Genomic DNA, 20,912 nt, shown 5'->3' on the forward strand with positions numbered 1-20,912 from the left:
CTTAATACCCCATTAGTGCGAGTAAAGTTGATATGCCTACTAGCAGACCACCGGCAGCAATCTTAAAGGCGGCGGTCTTTAACCCTCCGGTGTTATGGTCCCCCCAGCTGGTTACTAAATCTACTACTCCTAAGATAAGGACAATGGTGCCGATTCCTACCACAACTGCAATGAGCACTGTCTTAATAACATCAATCGGCTTTGTAATTGCGCCTACATCAATCGCGGCAAAGCAAGGGATGCTCATGATGAAAGAAAGCATTATTACTTCCATCACCGCTACTATTCTTTTGGTTTTCTTTCCCAGTTTCTTATGTTTATTTCTCTTCATTACTAATTTCCTCCAATCAAAAAAGCCACCATCTGATGACCTTACACGGAGGGGCGTAAAGCCCCCTCCTCTACTATTTCTTTTTCTTTTTTAAGATAACGATAACAGCGATTGCACTAATAATGGCAAAAAGCACTAGTAAGATAATATTTGAAGCATCTCCTGTCTGTACCACCTCTTGCGGTGGGTTCGCTGGTTTTTCTGGTACCTCTGGTTGTTCCTGTTCCTTTATCTTAATTGTTTGGCCCTTATCTTCAATATCCGCATGGCTTGCAATTAGCTCTCCATCTAAGTACAGCTCTTCAAAGACCACAATATCCTTTCCGCCAAGTTCGCTTCCATCAAATGTAAAAGTCATAACCTCTGCACCATCTGAAAATTTGCTCCTAAAAGTCTTGGTCGCCCTTACCTCTTCGCCGTTAATTAGAAGCGGTTTCTCGGTCTCCTTATCCATTAAGATTCCTCTTAGTTCATACTCTAGTTCTGGATTTAATCCCTCATAACGAACTTCATCCTCAAAAATCATTTCTTTCTCAGCTATTGCTTCCTGCGTTCCTGTCTTCTTATCTCTGGCCTTGGTACCAATGGTTATAGTAGCCTTAATATCATTAGTGATGGTTCCTAGCTCTATCGTCGTTAAGTCTCTACTAATGGTAATCTCAAAGGGCTCTATGAGAACCTTGTCTTCATTGGCCTCGCAAGGTAGCTCTTCTACAAGGTAAGTGTCGTAGATTAATGCTCCTTTTTTATCGTCTAGAGTGGTAAGCTCGCCAAACCAGATACCATCGGTTGGCTCTTCGCCCCGGTTGGTGTAATTCGAGTGAGGATTCCATGCAGATGAGGTGTTAAACTCTCCGTTCTTATCCGTCACTACCACATGGCTTTCCTTGGTAGTTACAGAGGTTATCCGAAATGGCACACACGCTAGTCGCTTCTGCTCTCCATCAGATACTTTGAGTCCTTTTAAATCACCCCTAATAACTTGATCTCCTTGTAAGGGCACATTGTATTCGTACACTGGTCTCCCCTGTTCATCAGGAATAATTCGTCTTACGTGAACTCCTGGAACCTTACCTGATTTATCCTTTAGTAGATAACCAAGAGGCGCTTTTGTTTCCTGTACCGTTAACGTACCAAAAGGAACTGTCGGCATGCCGTTACTTAGGTAGAGATTATCCCCACCGATTTGATAAGCACCGTGGAGGTTAGCAAAGCCATTTTCATTTGTTTTAAACACCCACGTGCGCTTAGGTTCATAGCCTTTCGTTGCCGGGTCTACATCCTTTTCCGCCTCATCTAGAAGGACATCGTAGTACTTTACCGTAAACTCACCGTCAATAAGCTTAGCCGTCCCTTGCGGTTTATTTTTATTGGTTTCTGCATCTATCTTTCCTAGTAGCACCCCTATCGGGTCACTACCTGGAACATTTTCTATTTCTACCGTAACGGTCTTTTCCCGCGTAACGGTGACAGACACCCTATCTGCTTTTGCTAAATAGCCCTTGGGACTCTTCGTCTCCTGAATCTGATAATCACCTTCTAGGACCTCTAGCTCACCGGTGTTTCCGGCAGCATCAGCAATAAGTGTCCCCACAACTTCATTGGTGCCTGCTTTAAAGAGCGTAAACTCGGCTCCTTCAAAGGTATAGCAGCCGTTACCTTCTGTTATCTCTGGGTTTGCCGATACCTTCTTAATCTTTACCTTTCCATTTGGAGTATAAGAGGAGCCTCCCATAACCTGTCCGGCTCCGCCGCCTTCGTTATAGATAAAAGCTTTAAATGTCCACGGTGCGTCGGGTAACTGATCTAAAAGCCCTACTTGATGAATCAAAGCATTGATTAGATCCTGGCTTAAGCCTACAAAGGCCGAACCGCTAGGATCGTAAATATAAGAGAGCATCACGTGAGTCATGGTGTATTCTGAATCCTCGTTATAACCAGCGCCACTTGCTCCGATTGCCCCAAAGCTTTGATACCAAATCTGATATCCTGGTCCCCCATATAAGTAATAAAGTCCCTTTGCATAGCGGCTGTTGTTAGGGACGTAGCGACTTATGCCATAAGCACCTGTAGGCGGGGTCACTACAGCCGGTTGCAGGCAATAGGCAACTCGGTCGCCAGCTGTAAAGTAATTAGTGAACCAGCTCTCATAAAAGATTGTGCGGCCAACTACATGATTTATCGTTTCTGATCGCAACAGCCTAGCTCTATTCTTGGTTTCTGATAACCCTAATCTCTCTTCACTGGGCTTTTCTACCTCCTTTCTCTCTTCACCAATAGAAGCTGCTAGCTCCTTCATAAGCTGAGTTTTCTGCTCATCTGATACAGATGTGCTTTTCATTTGCGCCTGAATGATTACCGGCGAACATAAAAAAATCACTGCAATGATACTTGCAATGACACGATGTAACTTTCTTTTATTCATATATTTTTCCTTTCTTTGCATTAAAAAAGACAGGTGCTTTACCTGCCCTTTATCATTATGCTTTTATCTCTTTGAACGTCACAATATAATTTCTTAGTTAACTATAACCGCCTTTCACTTTCAAACTAATAATATTCCCAGTAACCGAGCTCCATATACTCTTCCGTTTTTGTTCCCCATACCGCTTCATGATGTATCACTTGTTCCTCCCTCACCAGCACATTTCTCGAAGACTGATAGCTACCGCCCCCTTCGCCAGCTAACATATGAGCTTCTGTGTGAGGATTAACATTATCATTGGTAAGTTCTACATGACACACACTGCATGCCATAAAGTATTCCGTGCGATACTCTGCGGTAATTACCTCAGTTCTAGCTTCCTGGACAATCGTTGGTCTCTCTCTTATCTTCGTTTGACTTTCAATCCAACGCCTTTCCGATTGGATTTCTTGGTTTGTGGAAGTGCTCTCTCCTTGTTTATTCGCCGCTAATGTTATCGCTTTCACTGGCGACTGCAAAGTCTCAGCATCTACCTTGGTTACCTCTAGGCTCGCATCCTTCTCTGTATTTGCACTCTGCTTCGCCGATATTTCGTCCTTGCTCATGCTTTTTGCTTTTTCTTGCTCTCCTTGTAGCGCCCTCTTCACTTCTGCCTTATCAGCTGTGCTTCCTACAACCTGTGGTTTTACCTCTGTATACACAATTTCCTCTTTTGAAAATGCCTGAATCCCCAAGATAAGCAAAAACAGAAGCACGAACAATAATTTTAATATCAAGCCTGGGCGCCAGTACCGTTTTGAATATAACATCTCTCTGTCCCCCTTTTCCTTTTCTTTATATATACCATAGCCCATCACTTTTTGTAAAAGGTGCAAATCGCCGCCCATCTAGGAATTTCCGTAAAGGTCAAAATTTGCTTGTTGCTGATAGTAATGATTCATCGTCTTGGGAGCGTTAAACAATGCCGTAAGGAGATAGCTTTTGATGTTATAGATCTTCGTTGTGGTGTTTTTAAGGCAATTGAGCACATAGAGAATATGGGAAAATCTCAACTTCATAAACTGGCCTTTTACCAATGCTGCTGGATAATCTTTTTGGCCAACTCCAATCATGGCTCCTTGCTCACAAAGAACCTCTAGGATTAACTCTACGACTTCCTCAACGCTAGTAGGATCTGACCGCGTTAGCAAAATATCATATTCGATATTTTCGTGAACTATCTTTCTCATCTCATCAATCCCTTCCCTACTACATACGTCTTTTAGGATAGATTGATTGTTACTCTTTTCAGTCTCATTATATTCAGTATTATTACCGTTCCATATCGGAACTTCTAGAAGTTCCACCTCGGAATCTTTAGAAATTCCAAATGGGAATTTCTGGATATCCTGCTTTGTCAAAGAGCCTTCTACTTGTCTTCTTCGCTCATAGGGAATAAAGTTTTTCACATAAATAATATTGGCTTTCCCCTGACCTAGGCGTTTCTTTTCAATTAGACCCACCCCTGATTTCACATCAAGCTCTGCCATGTATTTTGTCACCTTCTGTCTGGAGAACTTTAGCATATTCATTAGTTCATCAACCGGATAGATTATATACACACGGTTATGCTTATCTAGCCATTTATTTTGCACAGATAATTGCATTCGGTCCAATAACACGCCATAAATCAGCTTTGCCTCTGTTGATACCCCTTCCATTTCTGGTTCAGTAAATAAGCACTTGGGTATTCTAAAGAAGCTGAACTGGTCCGCCTCCATCCCGTAAAAATAATCAAATATCACTGGCCCATCACGGATCATGTTTGTCATTCCCATCACCTCGTTCTCTCTTTCGTCCGGTTTTGATAATATTCCAAGGCTTTAATGATCGTGTCCTGGATAACTTCCTTGGTTGTTCCCTCTGGAAAATATCGGCCTATTTTCTCTTTAGGAATCTTAAATTGTTCCTTCTGGTTTGCCTTATCCTCAATAATAATTTTAAAGATAGCTTCATCATCTAGCTCTCCCTGTTTTGACAACTTCTTCATCTTTACAGCCTGAGATAGTGAGGGCGTTTTCTCCTCAAGAATAATATTGTCATAGAGAATCGCTTGCTCTTGTTCGGAAAGGTAGGATACTTCTACCGCCGGACGGAAGGCGATTCTGCCCTCGTCTACTAAATTCAATATGTCAGGTGCTAAATTCGTTAAGCGGATATACCTACGAATCTGTTCTCGACTTTCTCCAACTTCTTCTGCAATAATGTCTCTAGACTTCTTTCCCGCCAACTTATGCTCCACTGGTGCACAAGTTAAATCCACTCTTTTCCCTTGCCGCTTCATCGCCTCCAACCTCATCTTAAAAGCAAAAGCTTTTTCCGATGGGAGAATGTTCTCTCTCTGAATATTGGCATCAACCATGATAATAACCGCTTCGTCATCGGTAAGCTCTTTCTTAATACAGGGAATATCCGAAAGCCCAGCCTCTATGGCTGCAAATTTACGCCTATGACCAGAAATCATCTCAAAGGAGCCATCTTCTTTTTCTCTAACAATTGCCGGAACAAGTATGCCATACTGCTCGATACTATCGATCATATCTTGCATTTCCTTATCCAAACGCACCTTAAACGGATGATTAGGAAAGTCACTGATTTTATCAACAGGTATTTCTATAATCTGCTCCTTCGTCTTTTGGTCTCGCTCCTCTTGGGTGGTAAACAGATCATCGACAGTAGGGAGTGCGAGTTTGATTTCTTTTTTTGCCACCACTTATCACCTCCTCTACAAATGATTCATACGCCTTAGCAACTTTACTGTTTGGTTCATGTAAGAAAATACTTTTCCCAAGAGCTGATGTCTCTGCTGCACTTATACCTACTGGTATGACTGTGTTATAAATGCGAATATGATCACCATAGTTTTCTCGAAGAGTAGTTTCCGTTTCTCTGGATAAATTGGTTCGCATATCAGCTAAAGTTAAAAGTGCACCGTCTATCTGCAACCCCGGGTTTATCTGGCGCTTTACCTTGTTAATGGTACTAATCAGCTGCGTCATTCCTTTAGCTGGCAAATAGTGAGCCTGCACCGGAATAATTACACTGTCGACAGCTGCTAAAGCATTGATGGTAATCATACCTAGACTCGGCATACAATCAATTAAAATATAATCGTATTCACCTTTTAACGGCTCTAAGCAACTTCTCAATGTAAATTCTCGACTCATGGCATTAACTAATGACATCTCTGTCGTTGCCAGCTCTAGGTTTGCAGGAATCACATCCACCCCTTCATAGTGGTGGACTATACCATCGCTGGGTACTGGCATATCTCTTATTGTTGCTTCCATGTAGGTCGCTAGCGTGATATCGATTAAGTCGCTATCATTACAACCTAAGCTTGTTGTGAGATCGCCTTGGGGATCTGCATCCACTAATAAAACCCTCCGTCCTCTTTGAGCCAAGCCAACTCCTAAACTAATCGTTGTGGTTGTTTTGCCAACGCCACCTTTTTGGTTGGCGATGGCAATAATCTTACAGTTATCCATATATCTCCTTTCCGCCAAATAGGCACAAAAAAAGCACCTTCCAACTTAATGAAAAGTGCCCGTTAACATTTTATCTTTTTATTACATTATCCGTGCTAAATTGGTCTAATTCCCTAACGCTTTCAACACTTCCGACAAAATTGGAACTAGGAACATAGAATAACGCTAATTAGCAAGAATTTTTCCGTTTTTTTTCTCCGATTAGCAGGAGAGCATTTTGATTAGCAGAAATCGTCTTTTTCTTGCTAATCGATTAGCAAGAATTGCTCAAATTTCTTGCTTTTGGATTTTCTCATTTTTCATCAAAAAAGTTTTTTATTCGAGATAAAATTTTGCTTTTCCCAATATTGTTCTCTGAAATAAAAAAAGCCGAAAACCCTTTGTTTATAAGGCTTTCGGCATACTTTTCTGGCGTCCATGAGAGGATTTGAACCTCCGACCCCACGCTTAGGAGGCGTGTGCTCTATCCAGCTGAGCTACATGGACTTATATACAATTTTTATGAAATTAACTAACAACTCGGCTCCCGAGTTCTCTGTTACAACAAAGCCTTAGGAGGGATCCGTAATATCCATTTTACTAAGGGAACTTATGTCGGTTCATTTTAGAACCGACTATTATTATATTGGCTTTTTTGCTTTTTGTAAACTACCGAAAATGAATATGTCCTTGAAGCCAGATGTTTCCCTTAAATCTTCGTCCCACTTCGGGCTTGCCGGTAACACCTTTTTCAGGCACGCAGATATCGAAATTTAAGTTATTCACATCTAAGCTCATAATATAGATTTTCTCGTGGCTTTTCTCATTTTCTACTAGTCTCAGGTCGCGGATTTCTCCCATAATACTATAGACATCGCACTCCACACCGTAGGGCATAATATACGTATCCACAATACTCAAGATATCCTCAGTGATTAAGCGTCTAGAGACCTTCGCGTAGATGTCGATATCATCTAGCGTTAAGCTTTCCATCGCCTGAACGTCACCGCCTCTGGCTTCGTGAAGTAGGGTCATCCGATTCTTCGTATCCTCACCTTGTTTCTTCTTTTGCTTCTCGCTTTTCATAATTGGCAAGAGAATCGTGCCTTCATTACACAGTCCCGATAGGGTGACCGAAGTGTATTTAATCGTCTTCTTGCCTTTTTGCCGCTCCCTAATGTATTCAATAGAGTTCTGTAGCTTAAAAATAAGGCTAATATCTACTTTCGGATCTTCGCAGATGCCTACGTAGTCTTCCTTTTCAATTCGCCGCTCTACCGTTATTTCAGAATAGGAGGTAATTCCCGTTCCGTAAAAATACGGGTAGTAGTACTCTCTCGTAAATAACTCTTCCATATCCATATAGCCATTTAAGGCCACACCGATACCAGGCCCAAAATCCCGGCGAAATTCACACAGATCCCAGTCTGTCTCCACACCCACTAGTTCATGGGATGAATAATCCCATTCCAGACGCCCTAGAATATGGTCCAGTTCGCTTTTGCCTTTTAAATGACCAAAACCGACGGCACGTAAGTATTTATGCATGCGCTCCCTTTCTATTTCCTGGTAAGACGCTCTAATCCGCCCATATAAGGACGTAAGGCTTCTGGTATAAGGACACTGCCATCCGCTTGCAAATTGTTCTCTAAAAAGGCAATTAGCATTCTCGGCGGAGCGACAACGGTATTGTTGAGAGTATGGGCAAAATATTTGTCACCATTCTCCGCTTTTACCCGAATTCCTAACCGTCTTGCTTGGGCATCCCCAAGATTAGAACAGCTTCCCACTTCAAAGTATTTTTGTTGTCTCGGCGACCAAGCCTCAACGTCTACTGATTTCACTTTTAAATCCGCTAAGTCTCCAGAACAGCATTCCAGTGTTCTCACAGGAATATCTAAAGTCCGGAAAAATTCTACTGTATTATTCCACAGATTATCGTACCACTTCATGCTCTCTTCGGGCTTACAAACCACGATCATCTCTTGCTTTTCAAATTGGTGAATCCGGTACACCCCACGTTCTTCGATTCCGTGAGCTCCTTTTTCTTTTCTAAAACAAGGTGAATAACTCGTCATGGTCTGGGGCAGTTCGCTTTCATCTAACATCGTATTGATGTATTTACCAATCATCGAATGCTCACTGGTCCCGATTAAATATAAGTCTTCACCTTCAATCTTATACATCATCGCATCCATTTCAGCAAAGCTCATAACACCCGTTACTACCTCGCTGCGAATCATAAATGGTGGAATACAATAAGTAAAGCCTTTATCAATCATAAAGTCTCTGGCATATGATAGAATTCCCGATTGCAAACGAGCCACATCACCCATCAGGTAATAGAAGCCGTTACCGGCCACTTTTCCAGCACTCTTAATATCAATACCGTCAAAGCTTTCCATGATTTCTGTGTGGTAAGGAATCTCAAAATCTGGAACCACTGGTTCACCGAAGCGCTCTAGCTCTACGTTTTCGCTATCATCTTTACCGATAGGAACCGAAGCATCAATAATGTTTGGCAGGGTCATCATAATTTTCTTGATTTTTTCTTCCACTTCCCGTTCTTCGTTTGAAAGGGCTTCAACTGTAGCCGCATTCTTTTCCACTTCCTGCTTAACGCCTTCGGCTTCTTCTTTCTTTCCCTGAGCCATTAAAGCCCCAATTTGCTTAGATATCTTATTTTTCTGGGCTCTAAGAGCTTCTACTTCTTGCTTGATGTCCCGATTGCGCTTATCAAGGTCAAGAACCTCATCTACTAATGGAAGCTTTTGGTCCTGAAATTTTTTCTTTATATTTTCCCGAACCACATCTGGATTCGCTCTTACAAATTTGATGTCTAACATATTCCCTCCTACTTTTCTTCACTATCTGTATTTGCTTCGTAATTCACACTATAGATGGCCTTATCAAGGGCCTGTGCCTCTTCTTCTGCCAATTCCGCATAACTACGGCCCTTAACGATTTCCTTAATATAGGTATAGCAGCCCTCCCGGCTATGCATAGCATTAATAATCCAGCCATTATCTTTTTCATCTAACATTGCTAAGGCAAAACTAAGCTTCCCACCCATTTCATTAAAAGCATCGTACTTAATAATTCCTAGCTTCTGATAGTTATTAGCATTTCTTACCATCAGGGTGCGAATATCCTGCTTATTTTGTTTAACCACTTTGACAATCGTATCAACCTCATTAAACTTCGCCTTAAATAGTTCCTCTAAGTTTTTCCCATCGTTACCTCGCATAAAAAACAAATAACTCCGGCGTAAACGTCTAAAGCTCATATGTAATCGTAGAACGTAGATTATGAGTATAACCACTATTGCTAAAAGAATCAAGAATAGGATTCCAGGATCAACGTTCTTAAATATCTTACTTTCCATACCTATTCTCCTCTTCTTAAACTTACTATCATATCGAACATATGTTCTAATTCCTCTTCGGAATAATATTCAATCTCGATTTTTCCCTTACCCTTTCCTTTAGAAGCCACCTTTACTTTCGTTCCCAGAACCTCTTGCATCTTTACTTCTAAGTCCTGATAGACTAAGGCATTTACTTCCTTCTTCTTTTCTTTCACTTTCTTAGGGTTTTTTAGCTCTTTGACGATTTTTTCAATATCCCGAACGCTAAGTTTCTCGTCAAATATCCGATTCGCCAAGATATACTGTTGTTCGCCATCATCCAGTGCTAAAAGCGCTCTGGCATGACCCGTAGTTAGCATATCATCGATAATCATCTGTTGCACACGTTCATCTAGCTTTAGAAGACGCATGGCATTGGTAATGGTCGTTCTGCTTTTCGATAAGCGTTCCGCTACCTCATCTTGCTTTAAGTCATGCTCTTCTATCAGCTGCTTATACGCTCTCGCTTCTTCAATAGGGTTTAAGTCTTCACGCTGAATATTTTCAATAATTGCGTATTGAAGCGTTTCTAAATCCGATAATTCCTTTATTACTGCAGGAATTTCCTTAAGTCCAGCAGCTTTCGAGGCCCGCCAGCGACGTTCTCCCGCCACAATCTGGTAATAATCATCCTTACGGTTTACCATAATGGGGAAAATTACGCCATTTTGTTTAATAGACTCCGTCAACTCGATAATAGAATCTTCATTAAAATATTTACGCGGTTGATCTCTGTTCGGTTCAATTTTATTTACATTTAGCATTACATATTCTTGTCCCGGCGTTTCCTCTAGCTTTTTTGCTTTTGCTGCCGGTTTATTATCAGGAATTAGACTATCAAGTCCTTTTCCTAGTCCCGTTCTCTTTACTGCCATATTTTCCTCCTATGCACTTCTGCTGATTACTTCCTCTGCCAGTTTACGATAACTATTGGCTCCTGTTGACGAACTATCGTATTGATTAATAGGAATTCCATAGCTAGGCGCTTCCGCTAAGCGTATATTTCTGGGAATTACCGTATCGTATATGTTTTGATCAAGATTTTCTCTCACATTTTCCACTACCTGCAGTGAAAGATTTGTACGAGCATCAAACATGGTGAAAACCACGCCTTCTATTTCTAATTCTGAATTTAGACGATCTCTTACTAGCTCTACTGTATGAATCAGTTGGCTTAATCCCTCTAAAGCGTAGTACTCGCACTGAATTGGCACTAATACTGAACTAGCTGTAGTCATAGCATTGATTGTAAGCATACTAAGTGATGGCGGACAATCGATAATTACGTAGTCGTAATTGTCTTTTACTCCGTCTATATGTGTTTTTAGAATATATTCCTTGTTAGGGACATCAATTAATTCAATTTCCGCTGCCGACAAATCGATATTTGTCGGTAATACATCCAGGTTTTCTATAGCTTCTATCTGAATCACTTCGTCTAGATTCGCATTTCCGATAATAAGGTCATAAACCGTATTATTTACCGTTTCCTTCTCAATTCCCAAACCACTCGTCATGTTTCCTTGTGGATCCATGTCTATAGCGAGAACCTTTTTGCCTTTTTCCGCTAAAGAAGCTGCTAAATTAATGGCTGTCGTGGTCTTTCCAACGCCTCCTTTTTGGTTGGCAATGGCTATTATTCTTCCCATTTATAATCACCTTTCTTTTGAATAAATACAGATTCAGTATATCACTTTTCATAAACTTTATCTATATCTATATATGAATGTTTCACGTGAAACATTCGCTTTTCCTTTTCTAAATTGTTTCACGTGAAACATTCTGTATTATTTCTTTATCTTACAAGCAGATTGTAGTATAATTAGAGCCATAAAGTAACGATAATGAAAGGGGATATATTAATGAATTGGAAAAAGAAACTTGCTATTGTCACTGCTTTTACTGGTGCTACAATCACCACTATTCATATAATAAATAAAGTAATTTCTTTAAATGCAACCAAAGAACATATTTTAATGCGTTCTTCCGGAACCTTCTATGAATGGCGCTTTGGAAAGGTTTTTTACAAAAAAATAGGTATTGGTTCTCCGATTTTACTTATTCATGACTTCAAATCCTTTAGCTCATCTGATGAATGGAATCAAACTATCAATTCTTTAGCTAAAGATCACACAGTGTATGCTCTTGACTTATTAGGTTGTGGACGCTCTGATAAACCAAATATGACCTATACCAATTACCTATACGTGCAGCTGATTACTGATTTTATTAAGCATGTTATCGGTCAACCAACCGATGTTATCGCTACTGGCGCTTCATCAAGCTTTGTCCTAGCTGCGTGTCATAATGAACAGGATATAATCAACAAAATAATCATGGTAAATCCTGTCTCGATGAAATCTATCTCATTGCCACCAAGTAAACGCACAAAAAGCGCCGCTTGGGTATTAAATGTGCCGATTATTGGTACCTTACTGTACCATGTTTTAAGTAGTAAGTATCGCCTACGCAAATATATAAATAGAGAATACTTTTCTCTCCCTGATTCATATAGTAAAACACTTCTAGATACCTATTATGAATCAGTTAACGAAACATCAGCGAAATCTAAACACCTATATGCAAGTATGGTTGGAAAATATACTACTTTACAGTTAAGCCTATTTTTAAAGAACTTAAATAATAGTATCTATATAATTGATGGTAATATCGATCCAGAGGCTCATCTCATTGCTTCTGAATATCAAGAAATCTTACCATCGATTGAAAGCGTCTTTATTAAGGGATCTGGTGGTATGCCTCAACTTGATGCCCCTAGCGAATTTTTAGAAAATACAAAATTATTTCTCTCCTAAATAATCTATAGACAAAAAAGAGAGGGAAAAAGTGAATCATTCACTTTTTCCCTCTCTTTTTATCTTTATAATGGTTTTTTTGAAGGTAATGGTGCCTTCCGTGGATATTTTCCGGGCAACTTATCCACTTTTTCTACTATTACTAGAGATCTATTAATCTCTGTCTCTGGTAGGACAAATTCTTCTACTTTTAGTAACTTTGCTTTTAAGATACTAAGGGCAAGTTTACTGGCAGATAACTCATCCCCAATCTCTCCTGACTTATAAGAGATAAATATACCCCCCACCCGTATATATGGTATACAGTATTCACTGAGCGTCGAAAGGTTAGCCACCGCTCTAGAAACACATAAATCATACTGCTCCCTATGTGCAGGTTCTTTAGCAAAATCTTCCGCTCTTCCGTGAAGGCAGGTTACCTTCTCTAACTTTAACTCTTCACTTACCAGTTTAAGAAAATTGATACGTTTATTTAATGAATCTAAAAGGGCCACCTCCAAATGAGGGAAAACTATCTTTAAGGGAATTCCTGGAAAGCCTGCTCCAGTACCAATATCGATAAGCGAATTTACCGTGCTCATATCCATCCCTTTTACAATACTTAGGCTATCTACAAAATGCTTATCGATCACTTCATTTTTTTCAGTAATCGCCGTCAAATTAATCTTTTGATTCCACTCTATTAAAAGCTCATAATACCTATCGAATTGATCTAACTGGTAATCCGTTAATTTAATTCCCAGTTCTGATAATTTACTCTTTAGTTTCTGCATCATTACCTCCTGCCGTTAAGTACACCAGCAGCATCGAAATATCTGCCGGCGAAACTCCCGAAATACGGCTGGCCTGACCTATGGATTCTGGACGATGTTCTTTCAGTTTTTGGACGGCTTCTATCCGTAAGCTTTTTACTTTGTCATAGTTAATATCGAAAGGAATTAGTTTCTTTTCCATTTTTTTAAACTGTTCCACCTGCTTTTGTTGTCTGGCTAAATAGCCTGCATATTTAATATCAATATTAATCTGCTCGATTATTTCCTCTGAAAGCTCTAAAGGAAACTTTTTTCTTTCTTTATCGAGAGGCTCCAAGATTTCATAAGAAAGCTCCGGACGACGAATTAAATCCGCAAGCGATGCTCCTGAAGTAAGAAGAGTACTACCATGCTCTTCTAAGAGGGCTTGTACCTCACTCGTATTGCCAATATGAGTATTTTCCAGTCTTTTTATTTCTTCGGAGACATATTTTAGTTTACAATTAAGCTTATCAATACGCTCATTACTGATTAAGCCTATCTCATGACCAATAAGTGAAAGGCGCTGATCGGCATTATCTTGTCGTAGAAGCAGGCGATACTCCGCCCTTGAAGTCATCATGCGATATGGTTCCCGGCTTTCTTTCGTTACCAAGTCGTCAATTAAAACCCCGATATATCCCTGAGAACGGTCAAGAACTACAGGATCCTTTCCTAATAGCTTCCTAGCAGCATTTATCCCCGCCACGAGACCCTGGGCAGCGGCTTCTTCGTATCCAGAACTGCCATTAAACTGCCCTCCACTAAATAAACCTTCTATCTCTTTAAACTCTAGAGACGCTTTTAACTGCCTGGCATCAATACAATCGTATTCAATTGCATAAGCATTTTTGACTAGTTTAACGTTTTCAAATCCTGGTATCGTCCGGTAAAAAGCGTACTGAACATCTTCTGGTAAAGAACTCGACATACCAGCTAGATACATTTCATTGGTCTCAAGACCTTCTGGTTCTACGAAAAGTTGATGACGATTCTTATCAGCAAACTTAACCACTTTATCCTCTATGGAAGGGCAATACCTGGGTCCTGTCCCCTCAATCGCTCCTGAAAAAAGCGGGGAACGGTCTAAATTATCTTTAATTATCTGATGAGTCTTTTCATTGGTATAGGTTAGCCAACAAGATACTTGATCGATCTGGACATCTTCTGGATTGGTGGCAAAAGAAAAAGGTACTACCCGGTCATCCCCTTTTTGCTCTTCCATTTTGGAAAAATCAAGACTTCTTTTATCCACCCTAGGGGGAGTTCCTGTTTTAAAACGATACATTTTAATTCCCAGGCTCTTTAAGGAGTCCGTTAAGTAATTTGCCGCTTGGAGCCCGTCTGGCCCCGTATAGCTCTCTATTTCCCCGTAAATGCAGCGAGCCTTAAGATAGGTCCCGGTGCATAGAATGACGGCCTTACAGGCGTATTTTGCCCCTGAGTAGGTCATTACACCGGTCACTTTGCCGTTCTCTGTTAGAATTTCCGTCACTTCCATCTGCTTAATATCCAAATTGTCCTGGTTTTCTAGAACCATCCGCATATTCTTACTATAAAGGGCTTTATCGGCCTGGGCTCTAAGAGAATGAACCGCTGGCCCTTTAGAGCGATTAAGCATCTTAGACTGGATAAAAGAACGGTCGATAACCTTCCCCATCTCGCCACCAAGAGCGTCTATTTCACGGACTAGATGACCTTTAGAGGTACCGCCGATATTAGGATTACAAGGCATTAAGGCAATACTGCCCACACTTACGGTAAAAACTATCGTTTTAAGTCCCAATCTTGCCGTTGCTAAAGCGGCTTCGCAACCGGCGTGACCGGCACCGACAACCACTACATCATAACCATCTTTATTTTCCCATACAGAATTTGCTGAATATTTCATTTACTAAATCTTCTCCTATCGATTCACCGGTGATTTTGCCGAGACTTTCATATGCATCCATCAAATCAATGGTATAAAAATCTTCAGGCATATTTGCCTCCAGACTTGTCTTAACGCTGCTTAGTGACTGACTGGCTTCTAAAAGTGCTGACTGTTGTCTTGCATTTGTAATGTAAATTTCGTTATTAAATGAAATTTTTCCGTCATAAAACATTGCGGTTATGGTTTCTTCTAGCTTTGTGATACCTTCGTTTTCTTTAGCGGAAATCTGAATCACTTTAATATCGCTTTTATTACTATTAATAGTGGATAAGACTTCTTCCTCGGTAACGTTAAGGGCCAAATCCGTCTTATTTAAAAGGACAATCGTCTTTTTATCACCAATTAACTTCATAATATCTAGGTCTTCTTCACTAAGCTTATCAGAAGCGTCGATGACGTAAAGAATTAAGTCTGCCTTATCTACGTATTGCTTCGCTTTTTCCACCCCTATTTTTTCTATAGCATCCTTAGTATTGCGAATACCTGCCGTATCAATTACCTGCAGCATAATCCCTTTAAGGTTAATGGTCTCTTCTAAAATATCTCTCGTGGTTCCAGCAATATCCGTAACAATTGCTCGTTCTTCCCCTAATAATACATTAAGAAGAGAGGATTTTCCGGCATTTGGTCTACCGATAATTACCGTCTTAATTCCTTCTTTAAGTATTTTACCGCTCTCGGCATTATCTAACAAGGATTTTAACGTCGCTAACCAGATATCAACATCCATTTCCAGCTTTTCTGGATAGCCATCAAGACTAATATGCTCTGGATCATCGAGAGCTGACTCAATAAAAGCCGTATTATAAATAACCGCTTTTCTTATGGTCTCTATTTTTTCTCGTAGATTTCCCCGGAGCTGTCCCACTGAGCTCTTTAAAGCGTAATCATTCTGGGAATAAATCAAATCAGAAACCGCTTCTGCCTGTGATAAATCCAAGCGCCCATTAAGAAAAGCTTTCTTCGTAAATTCACCAGGCTCGGCCGGTCTTGCGCCGGCTTCGATCAAAAGAGATAGTACTTTACGAACGATATGAATACCACCGTGACAGTTGAATTCTACCGTATCCTCTTTTGTATAGCTATGAGGCGCTTTCATCAGCATCGCTAAGACCTCATCCACCACTTCATCTTGGTCTTTAATAAAGCCGTAGTGAATAGTATGGGTCTTTTGATCTTCTAGTTTTTTATTTTTTGGTGAAACAAAGACTTTATCGGCCACCTGAATCGCTCCTGGACCGCTAAGTCTTACAATACCGATACCGGCATAATTAACAGCTGTAGAAATCGCAACAATTGGCTTTTCCATAAACTTCCTTTCCGAATAATGATAAAAGGGAGGAACTAAGCCCCCCCCTTTCATTATCTAACGTATGTGATAACCACTTTACGATATGGTTCATTTCCCTCACTATGGGTTGCCACCCGGTCATCCCCTTGTAAGTAAGAATGAATGATTCTTCTTTCATAAGGATTCATCGGTTCTAGTGAAAATGGCTTTCTCGTCTTTTTAACCTTGCTAGCGATATTTCTTGCCAAATTCTCTAATGTCTCTTTCCGGCGACGACGGTAATCTTCTGTATCAAGTTTTACACGTACGTATCCTTCTTGAGCCTTATTAGCAACACGGTTCGCCAGATACTGAAGAGAATCTAGAGTTTGACCTCTTTTGCCAATTAAGATACCCATGTTCTTTCCCGCCATATCAATACACAGGATATTGTCGCTATCAACTGTATAAGTGACTTCTACATCATCCATATTCATAGAAGCTAAAACATCTTTAACAAACTTAGCCGTTACTTCTTTCGTAGGTTCGAGAATTTCGATTACCTCTACCTCTTTTGCCGGCTCTGTCTCCGTTACAGCTGATTCACTTTTTTCTTGCTTAGGCTCTTCTTTATCTTCTTGCTTTATTTCTTGTTTGACTTCTTTCTTTGGTTCAGGCTTTGGCTCAGGACGTTTTTTCCTGGCTCTGATAACGGCTTGTTTCATCCCAATTCCTAAGAAACCAGCGCTGCCTTTTTCTACAACTTCGTAATCTAATTGATCACTGGTAATGCCTAATTCTACTAATGCTTCGGTGATGGCATCATCCACAGTTTTTGCTGATAAAGTGATATAATCCATTCTCATTACCTCCTATTTGTTTTCGTTAAACTTTTTAACCATATTAGCTTTACTAGCCAAACTTCCAGGCTCCGCATTTTCTGAAGCTGCTTTTGCTTCTTTAATAGCCGCGTCTTTTTCTTCAGGAGTCATTCCTGAGGTATCTTTGGTGGCTACATCTTTAATGCTGCGAGTGCTAGTTTGTGCCATGGCGTTGATTTTTTCCGCCTTTTCGCCGCGCTTTTCCTGCTTCTTAGCAGCTTTTTCTCTATTTTTTTCAATAATATCTTCCACTGATAACTTTTTCAAGTTATGGTTGATAACTAACTGCTGAATGGTACGTACAACTGCTGATACTACCCAGTAAATACCGATTGCTGCAGGTGATGAAATAACGAACATCACTGACATAAGCGGCATTAATAAGTTCATCGTCTTCATCGAACTAGCCATAGGATTATCTTTATCATCTACTTTATTAACACTAGATAATAGTTTTGTACTGATATATTGGCTAAGAGCCGATAAAACAGGGATAAGTAGAGCACTAATAAAAACAAGAGCCGCCGCATACCCTTCATAGGAACCACTGTTACGCATCATGTGCATCGGTGAATCCGAAATATTTGGTAACGATAAAAACTTATAAGCGGCATCTGAAGCGTTCTTAAGTGCCGGCACGTATCTTTCCATGTTATAGACAACAGGGAAAAGAGCAAATAAGAACGGCATTTGAATCAACAGTGGCAAACAAGAACTCATCATCGAGGTTCCATATTTATCGTATACTTGTTGAATTTCTTCCTGCTGCTTCATCATTGAAGCTTGGTCTTTTTTACTGCTGTATTTCTTCTGAATTGCTTGAATTTCCGGCTGCATAACCGAATTCATCTTTTGTGACTTTTGCTGGCTAATGGTCATTGGTAGCATGGCCATATAGACGATAATCGTATAGATAATCATCGACATACCAACGAGCCCAGTATCGGTACTCATGATGCTATCTAAGAAGTTATAGATAAAAGCCATCAGCTTACCCATTACCCAAGCTATTTGACCAACAATTGGCCAATCTGCTGCTTGTAAAAGCGTATAAATCATCCTTAAATCCTCCATTTTTTTCTACGGTACCGGGTCAACGCCGCCTTTTGAAAAGGGATTACAGCGCAAAATCCGCCATATTGCCAGTCCCCCGCCTTTTAATGCTCCGTGTTTCGTCACTGCTTCCAAAGCATACTGAGAGCAGGTAGGATAGTAACGACACGTTGATCCCCCTTTAGCACCTGAGAGATATTTCTGATAAAATCTAATTAGGCCGATGAGTATTTTCTTCACCGCGTCACCTCAATCTATAAGCAAATGATGAAGACTTCCAAGATGAACTACTGCTTTTTCCACCTCTTGCGCACTCTTTCCCACAACGGAGTTTCGTGCAATCACAACAATATCATATCCATACTTGAAACTATCTTCTTGTAGTCGATACCCTTCTTTAATCAACCGCTTTACCCGGTGTCTGACCACGCTATTTCCTACTTTTTTACTAACGGAAATACCTAAGCGATTAATCTTTAAATCATTCTTTTTAACGTACATTACCAAATATTTATTGGCATAGCTTTTCTTATTATCATAAACCTTTTTAAAATCAGTTCTTTTCTTTAAAGATTCCGTATTCTCCATGGTTTACCTACTTTTAATTATGTGTATATAAGAAGAAAGACCACAAACGTGGCCTATGCTGATAATACTTTTCTTCCTTTTGCTCTTCTGCTTGCAAGAACTTTACGTCCACCTGCAGAACTCATTCTAGCACGAAAACCGTGAACCTTAGATCTTTGTCTCTTCTTTGGTTGGAATGTCATCTTCATGTGAAATCCACCTCCTTATATCATTGCTGAACATGCTTAGCAAATTTTCTAATCACGAACACCTTACTTATTTCTTCGGACATCAACCAATATTATATTAAAAAAGAATGGCTACGTCAAGTGAAACATTGAATTAGCGACTATTTTTTACATTGCTTAAATCGCCAAATTATTGTAAAATAGTAAAAGTGAGTGAATACACATATATAATAAGGAAAGGTCGCAAATAAAAATGAGTATCGTTGAAGAAAAATGGCCGGAAATAATCGAGCATCTACGAACTGAACACGAAATTATGAGCGTATCTTTTAATACATGGATAAAACCTTTAACAATCTATAACGTCCTTGAGGATACCATTTACATCCTTGTAGGCTCTAATGCCAGCGTTGAGTATATAGAAAAGAAATATTCATTACCATTAAAAGTATGCGTAGCCGAAATTTTAAATCAGGAATATGAAATTGTCTTTGTTTCAAAAGACGATGAACGGATAAAACCATCAGAAACTACAATTGAAGAAATTAACTACAAGAAGCAAATTCAATCTTTAGCAGACAAAGCGAATCTTAAAAAGAAATATACCTTTGATACTTTCGTTGTCGGTAAGAATAACGAATTTGCTCATTCTTCCTCTTTAGCTGTTGCTGAGTCGCCTGGAGAAGTCTATAACCCTCTTTTCTTATACGGAGGCGTGGGACTAGGAAAAACCCACTTAATGCATTCTATCGGTAACTTTATCTTAGAAAAAAATCCCGACGCTAAAGTTCTCTATGTTACCAGTGAAGCTTTTACAAATGAGGTTATTGAAGCATTAAGAGCAGGACGCACCTCTCCTGAAGAGACGGCAATGTCAAGGTTTCGTGAAAAATATCGGACCATCGATGTCCTTCTAATTGATGATATTCAATTTATCATTGGGAAAACTTCTACCCAAGAAGAGTTTTTTCACACTTTTAATGAGTTATACGATGCTGAAAAGCAAATTATCATTTCTTCTGATAAACCACCGAAAGAAATCGAAACTTTAGAAGCCAGACTGAAAAGCCGCTTTGAGATGGGTCTAATTGCTGATATTAGTTCTCCTGATTATGAGACGAGAATGGCTATTCTAAAAAAGAAAATAGAGATTGATAACTTAGAAAGATATCACATTCAAAACGATGTCTTAAGCTATATTGCTTCTAATGTTAAATCCAATATTAGGGAATTAGAAGGATCTCTTAACAAATTGATTGCCTTATACAGATTAGGTAACAATGAAGGAGAAATCGATATTGAACTGGCCTCTAAGGCACTTAAGGATTATATCTCCCCGGAAAATAAGCGAGAAGTAACGCCAGAGCTTATTATAGATATTATTTGTGAACACTATAATATCACGGTAGAAAATCTAAAAAGTAATAAAAGAAACGTAGAAATTTCTTTTCCTAGACAAATAGCTATGTATTTAATTAGAGAAGAAACTTCTATGCCCTTTAAAGGAATTGGTGTCTTACTTGGAGGCAAAGATCATTCCACCGTTAAACACGGTGCTGATAAAATAGCGAAAGATTTAAAAGAGGATGAAACCCTTAGAAATACTATTGAAATCCTTCTTAAAAAAATAGATCCTTCTTAATTGTTGATTACCTGTTGATAAGTCGTGGATAAGTAAATAATAACTTTATTAAGAGCATTTTTAGGAAAAAAAGTTATCCTTTTTCTTCCACAGTTAGAATTTT

Annotated in this window: 21 protein-coding genes and 1 tRNA gene; 2 read left to right on the top strand and 20 right to left on the bottom strand. The window is 39.6% G+C overall.

Annotated elements, in window-relative coordinates; genetic code table 11:
- Position 1: 1 nt before the first annotated feature.
- From NHH16_RS12650 to NHH16_RS12705, 12 genes are all read right to left on the bottom strand, one after another.
- Complete coding sequence (locus NHH16_RS12650) at positions 2-331, bottom strand: hypothetical protein (RefSeq protein ID WP_262069974.1); 330 nt, start codon at positions 329-331, stop codon at positions 2-4.
- A gap of 73 nt (positions 332-404) precedes the next feature.
- Positions 405-2,756: a VaFE repeat-containing surface-anchored protein gene (locus NHH16_RS12655; protein WP_262069975.1), complete on the bottom strand. Its 2,352-nt coding sequence runs from the start codon at positions 2,754-2,756 to the stop codon at positions 405-407.
- A gap of 125 nt (positions 2,757-2,881) precedes the next feature.
- Entirely contained in the window at positions 2,882-3,565 is a 684-nt protein-coding gene (locus tag NHH16_RS12660) for a hypothetical protein (RefSeq protein ID WP_262069976.1), read from the bottom strand.
- 78 nt (positions 3,566-3,643) lie between these two features.
- Positions 3,644-4,567: a replication initiator protein A gene (locus tag NHH16_RS12665; RefSeq protein ID WP_262069977.1), complete on the bottom strand. Its 924-nt coding sequence runs from the start codon at positions 4,565-4,567 to the stop codon at positions 3,644-3,646.
- Positions 4,568-4,572: 5 nt separating this feature from the next.
- Positions 4,573-5,505 (bottom strand): ParB/RepB/Spo0J family partition protein, encoded by a 933-nt coding sequence (locus NHH16_RS12670; RefSeq protein WP_330643533.1) that lies wholly within the window; start codon positions 5,503-5,505, stop codon positions 4,573-4,575.
- Positions 5,462-6,283 carry a ParA family protein gene (locus tag NHH16_RS12675; RefSeq protein ID WP_262069979.1) on the bottom strand — a complete coding sequence of 274 codons (822 nt, stop codon included), beginning with the start codon at positions 6,281-6,283 and terminating at the stop codon, positions 5,462-5,464. The genes NHH16_RS12670 and NHH16_RS12675 overlap by 44 nt, the downstream gene beginning before the upstream one ends.
- Positions 6,284-6,692: 409 nt before the next feature.
- Positions 6,693-6,769 (bottom strand) — tRNA-Arg (locus NHH16_RS12680).
- A 162-nt stretch (positions 6,770-6,931) separates the two neighbouring features.
- Positions 6,932-7,810 carry a DUF3881 family protein gene (locus NHH16_RS12685; protein ID WP_262069980.1) on the bottom strand — a complete coding sequence of 293 codons (879 nt, stop codon included), beginning with the start codon at positions 7,808-7,810 and terminating at the stop codon, positions 6,932-6,934.
- Positions 7,811-7,821: 11 nt separating this feature from the next.
- Positions 7,822-9,108 (bottom strand): serine--tRNA ligase, encoded by a 1,287-nt coding sequence (gene serS / locus NHH16_RS12690; protein WP_262069981.1) that lies wholly within the window; start codon positions 9,106-9,108, stop codon positions 7,822-7,824.
- Between the two features lie 8 nt (positions 9,109-9,116).
- The gene (locus NHH16_RS12695) at positions 9,117-9,647 is read right to left on the bottom strand and encodes a DUF4446 family protein (protein WP_262069982.1); all 531 of its coding nucleotides are present in this window, start codon (positions 9,645-9,647) and stop codon (positions 9,117-9,119) included.
- Between the two features lie 2 nt (positions 9,648-9,649).
- Entirely contained in the window at positions 9,650-10,543 is an 894-nt protein-coding gene (locus tag NHH16_RS12700; RefSeq protein WP_262069983.1) for a ParB/RepB/Spo0J family partition protein, read from the bottom strand.
- A gap of 9 nt (positions 10,544-10,552) precedes the next feature.
- A complete protein-coding gene (locus NHH16_RS12705; protein WP_262069984.1) occupies positions 10,553-11,317 on the bottom strand; it encodes a ParA family protein in 765 nt (254 codons plus the stop codon).
- A gap of 213 nt (positions 11,318-11,530) precedes the next feature.
- Between NHH16_RS12705 and NHH16_RS12710 the strand changes: the two genes are divergently transcribed.
- Complete coding sequence (locus tag NHH16_RS12710; RefSeq protein ID WP_262069985.1) at positions 11,531-12,484, top strand: alpha/beta fold hydrolase; 954 nt, start codon at positions 11,531-11,533, stop codon at positions 12,482-12,484.
- 65 nt (positions 12,485-12,549) lie between these two features.
- Here NHH16_RS12710 and rsmG read toward each other — a convergent pair whose 3' ends face one another.
- The 8 genes from rsmG to rpmH are packed head-to-tail and all read right to left on the bottom strand — an operon-like array spanning position 12,550 to position 19,188.
- Positions 12,550-13,260 (bottom strand): 16S rRNA (guanine(527)-N(7))-methyltransferase RsmG, encoded by a 711-nt coding sequence (gene rsmG, locus NHH16_RS12715; RefSeq protein ID WP_262069986.1) that lies wholly within the window; start codon positions 13,258-13,260, stop codon positions 12,550-12,552.
- Entirely contained in the window at positions 13,238-15,166 is a 1,929-nt protein-coding gene (mnmG, locus tag NHH16_RS12720) for a tRNA uridine-5-carboxymethylaminomethyl(34) synthesis enzyme MnmG (protein WP_262069987.1), read from the bottom strand. Before mnmG ends, rsmG begins: the two co-directional genes overlap by 23 nt.
- A complete protein-coding gene (gene mnmE, locus NHH16_RS12725; protein WP_262069988.1) occupies positions 15,132-16,517 on the bottom strand; it encodes a tRNA uridine-5-carboxymethylaminomethyl(34) synthesis GTPase MnmE in 1,386 nt (461 codons plus the stop codon). The genes mnmG and mnmE overlap by 35 nt, the downstream gene beginning before the upstream one ends.
- Positions 16,518-16,570: 53 nt before the next feature.
- Entirely contained in the window at positions 16,571-17,338 is a 768-nt protein-coding gene (gene jag / locus NHH16_RS12730) for an RNA-binding cell elongation regulator Jag/EloR (protein ID WP_262069989.1), read from the bottom strand.
- Between the two features lie 12 nt (positions 17,339-17,350).
- Positions 17,351-18,418, bottom strand: coding sequence for a YidC/Oxa1 family membrane protein insertase (locus NHH16_RS12735; RefSeq protein WP_262069990.1), 1,068 nt, complete (start codon positions 18,416-18,418; stop codon positions 17,351-17,353).
- 21 nt (positions 18,419-18,439) lie between these two features.
- Positions 18,440-18,652 carry a membrane protein insertion efficiency factor YidD gene (gene yidD / locus NHH16_RS12740; RefSeq protein WP_262069991.1) on the bottom strand — a complete coding sequence of 71 codons (213 nt, stop codon included), beginning with the start codon at positions 18,650-18,652 and terminating at the stop codon, positions 18,440-18,442.
- A 9-nt stretch (positions 18,653-18,661) separates the two neighbouring features.
- Positions 18,662-19,000, bottom strand: a complete 339-nt coding sequence (gene rnpA / locus NHH16_RS12745; RefSeq protein ID WP_262069992.1) for a ribonuclease P protein component — start codon at positions 18,998-19,000, stop codon at positions 18,662-18,664.
- A gap of 53 nt (positions 19,001-19,053) precedes the next feature.
- The gene (gene rpmH / locus NHH16_RS12750) at positions 19,054-19,188 is read right to left on the bottom strand and encodes a 50S ribosomal protein L34 (protein ID WP_262069993.1); all 135 of its coding nucleotides are present in this window, start codon (positions 19,186-19,188) and stop codon (positions 19,054-19,056) included.
- Positions 19,189-19,420: 232 nt separating this feature from the next.
- Here rpmH and dnaA point away from each other — a divergent pair, with 232 nt between their 5' ends.
- Positions 19,421-20,809, top strand: a complete 1,389-nt coding sequence (gene dnaA, locus NHH16_RS12755; RefSeq protein ID WP_262069994.1) for a chromosomal replication initiator protein DnaA — start codon at positions 19,421-19,423, stop codon at positions 20,807-20,809.
- Positions 20,810-20,912: the final 103 nt, after the last annotated feature.

Source organism: Ohessyouella blattaphilus (assembly GCF_024721265.1).
GTDB lineage: Bacteria > Bacillota > Clostridia > Lachnospirales > Lachnospiraceae > Aequitasia > Aequitasia blattaphilus_A.

What these genes read in the sequence shown, in the direction of transcription:
- NHH16_RS12650 (WP_262069974.1), bottom strand. Translation starts at nt 331, where the DNA reads ATGAAGAGAAATAAACATAAGAAACTGGGAAAGAAAACCAAAAGAATA.
- NHH16_RS12655 (WP_262069975.1), bottom strand. Translation starts at nt 2,756, where the DNA reads ATGAATAAAAGAAAGTTACATCGTGTCATTGCAAGTATCATTGCAGTG.
- NHH16_RS12660 (WP_262069976.1), bottom strand. Translation starts at nt 3,565, where the DNA reads ATGTTATATTCAAAACGGTACTGGCGCCCAGGCTTGATATTAAAATTA.
- NHH16_RS12665 (WP_262069977.1), bottom strand. Translation starts at nt 4,567, where the DNA reads ATGACAAACATGATCCGTGATGGGCCAGTGATATTTGATTATTTTTAC.
- NHH16_RS12675 (WP_262069979.1), bottom strand. Translation starts at nt 6,283, where the DNA reads ATGGATAACTGTAAGATTATTGCCATCGCCAACCAAAAAGGTGGCGTT.
- NHH16_RS12685 (WP_262069980.1), bottom strand. Translation starts at nt 7,810, where the DNA reads ATGCATAAATACTTACGTGCCGTCGGTTTTGGTCATTTAAAAGGCAAA.
- serS (WP_262069981.1), bottom strand. Translation starts at nt 9,108, where the DNA reads ATGTTAGACATCAAATTTGTAAGAGCGAATCCAGATGTGGTTCGGGAA.
- NHH16_RS12695 (WP_262069982.1), bottom strand. Translation starts at nt 9,647, where the DNA reads ATGGAAAGTAAGATATTTAAGAACGTTGATCCTGGAATCCTATTCTTG.
- NHH16_RS12700 (WP_262069983.1), bottom strand. Translation starts at nt 10,543, where the DNA reads ATGGCAGTAAAGAGAACGGGACTAGGAAAAGGACTTGATAGTCTAATT.
- NHH16_RS12705 (WP_262069984.1), bottom strand. Translation starts at nt 11,317, where the DNA reads ATGGGAAGAATAATAGCCATTGCCAACCAAAAAGGAGGCGTTGGAAAG.
- NHH16_RS12710 (WP_262069985.1), top strand. Translation starts at nt 11,531, where the DNA reads ATGAATTGGAAAAAGAAACTTGCTATTGTCACTGCTTTTACTGGTGCT.
- rsmG (WP_262069986.1), bottom strand. Translation starts at nt 13,260, where the DNA reads ATGATGCAGAAACTAAAGAGTAAATTATCAGAACTGGGAATTAAATTA.
- mnmG (WP_262069987.1), bottom strand. Translation starts at nt 15,166, where the DNA reads ATGAAATATTCAGCAAATTCTGTATGGGAAAATAAAGATGGTTATGAT.
- mnmE (WP_262069988.1), bottom strand. Translation starts at nt 16,517, where the DNA reads ATGGAAAAGCCAATTGTTGCGATTTCTACAGCTGTTAATTATGCCGGT.
- jag (WP_262069989.1), bottom strand. Translation starts at nt 17,338, where the DNA reads ATGGATTATATCACTTTATCAGCAAAAACTGTGGATGATGCCATCACC.
- NHH16_RS12735 (WP_262069990.1), bottom strand. Translation starts at nt 18,418, where the DNA reads ATGATTTATACGCTTTTACAAGCAGCAGATTGGCCAATTGTTGGTCAA.
- rnpA (WP_262069992.1), bottom strand. Translation starts at nt 19,000, where the DNA reads ATGGAGAATACGGAATCTTTAAAGAAAAGAACTGATTTTAAAAAGGTT.
- rpmH (WP_262069993.1), bottom strand. Translation starts at nt 19,188, where the DNA reads ATGAAGATGACATTCCAACCAAAGAAGAGACAAAGATCTAAGGTTCAC.
- dnaA (WP_262069994.1), top strand. Translation starts at nt 19,421, where the DNA reads ATGAGTATCGTTGAAGAAAAATGGCCGGAAATAATCGAGCATCTACGA.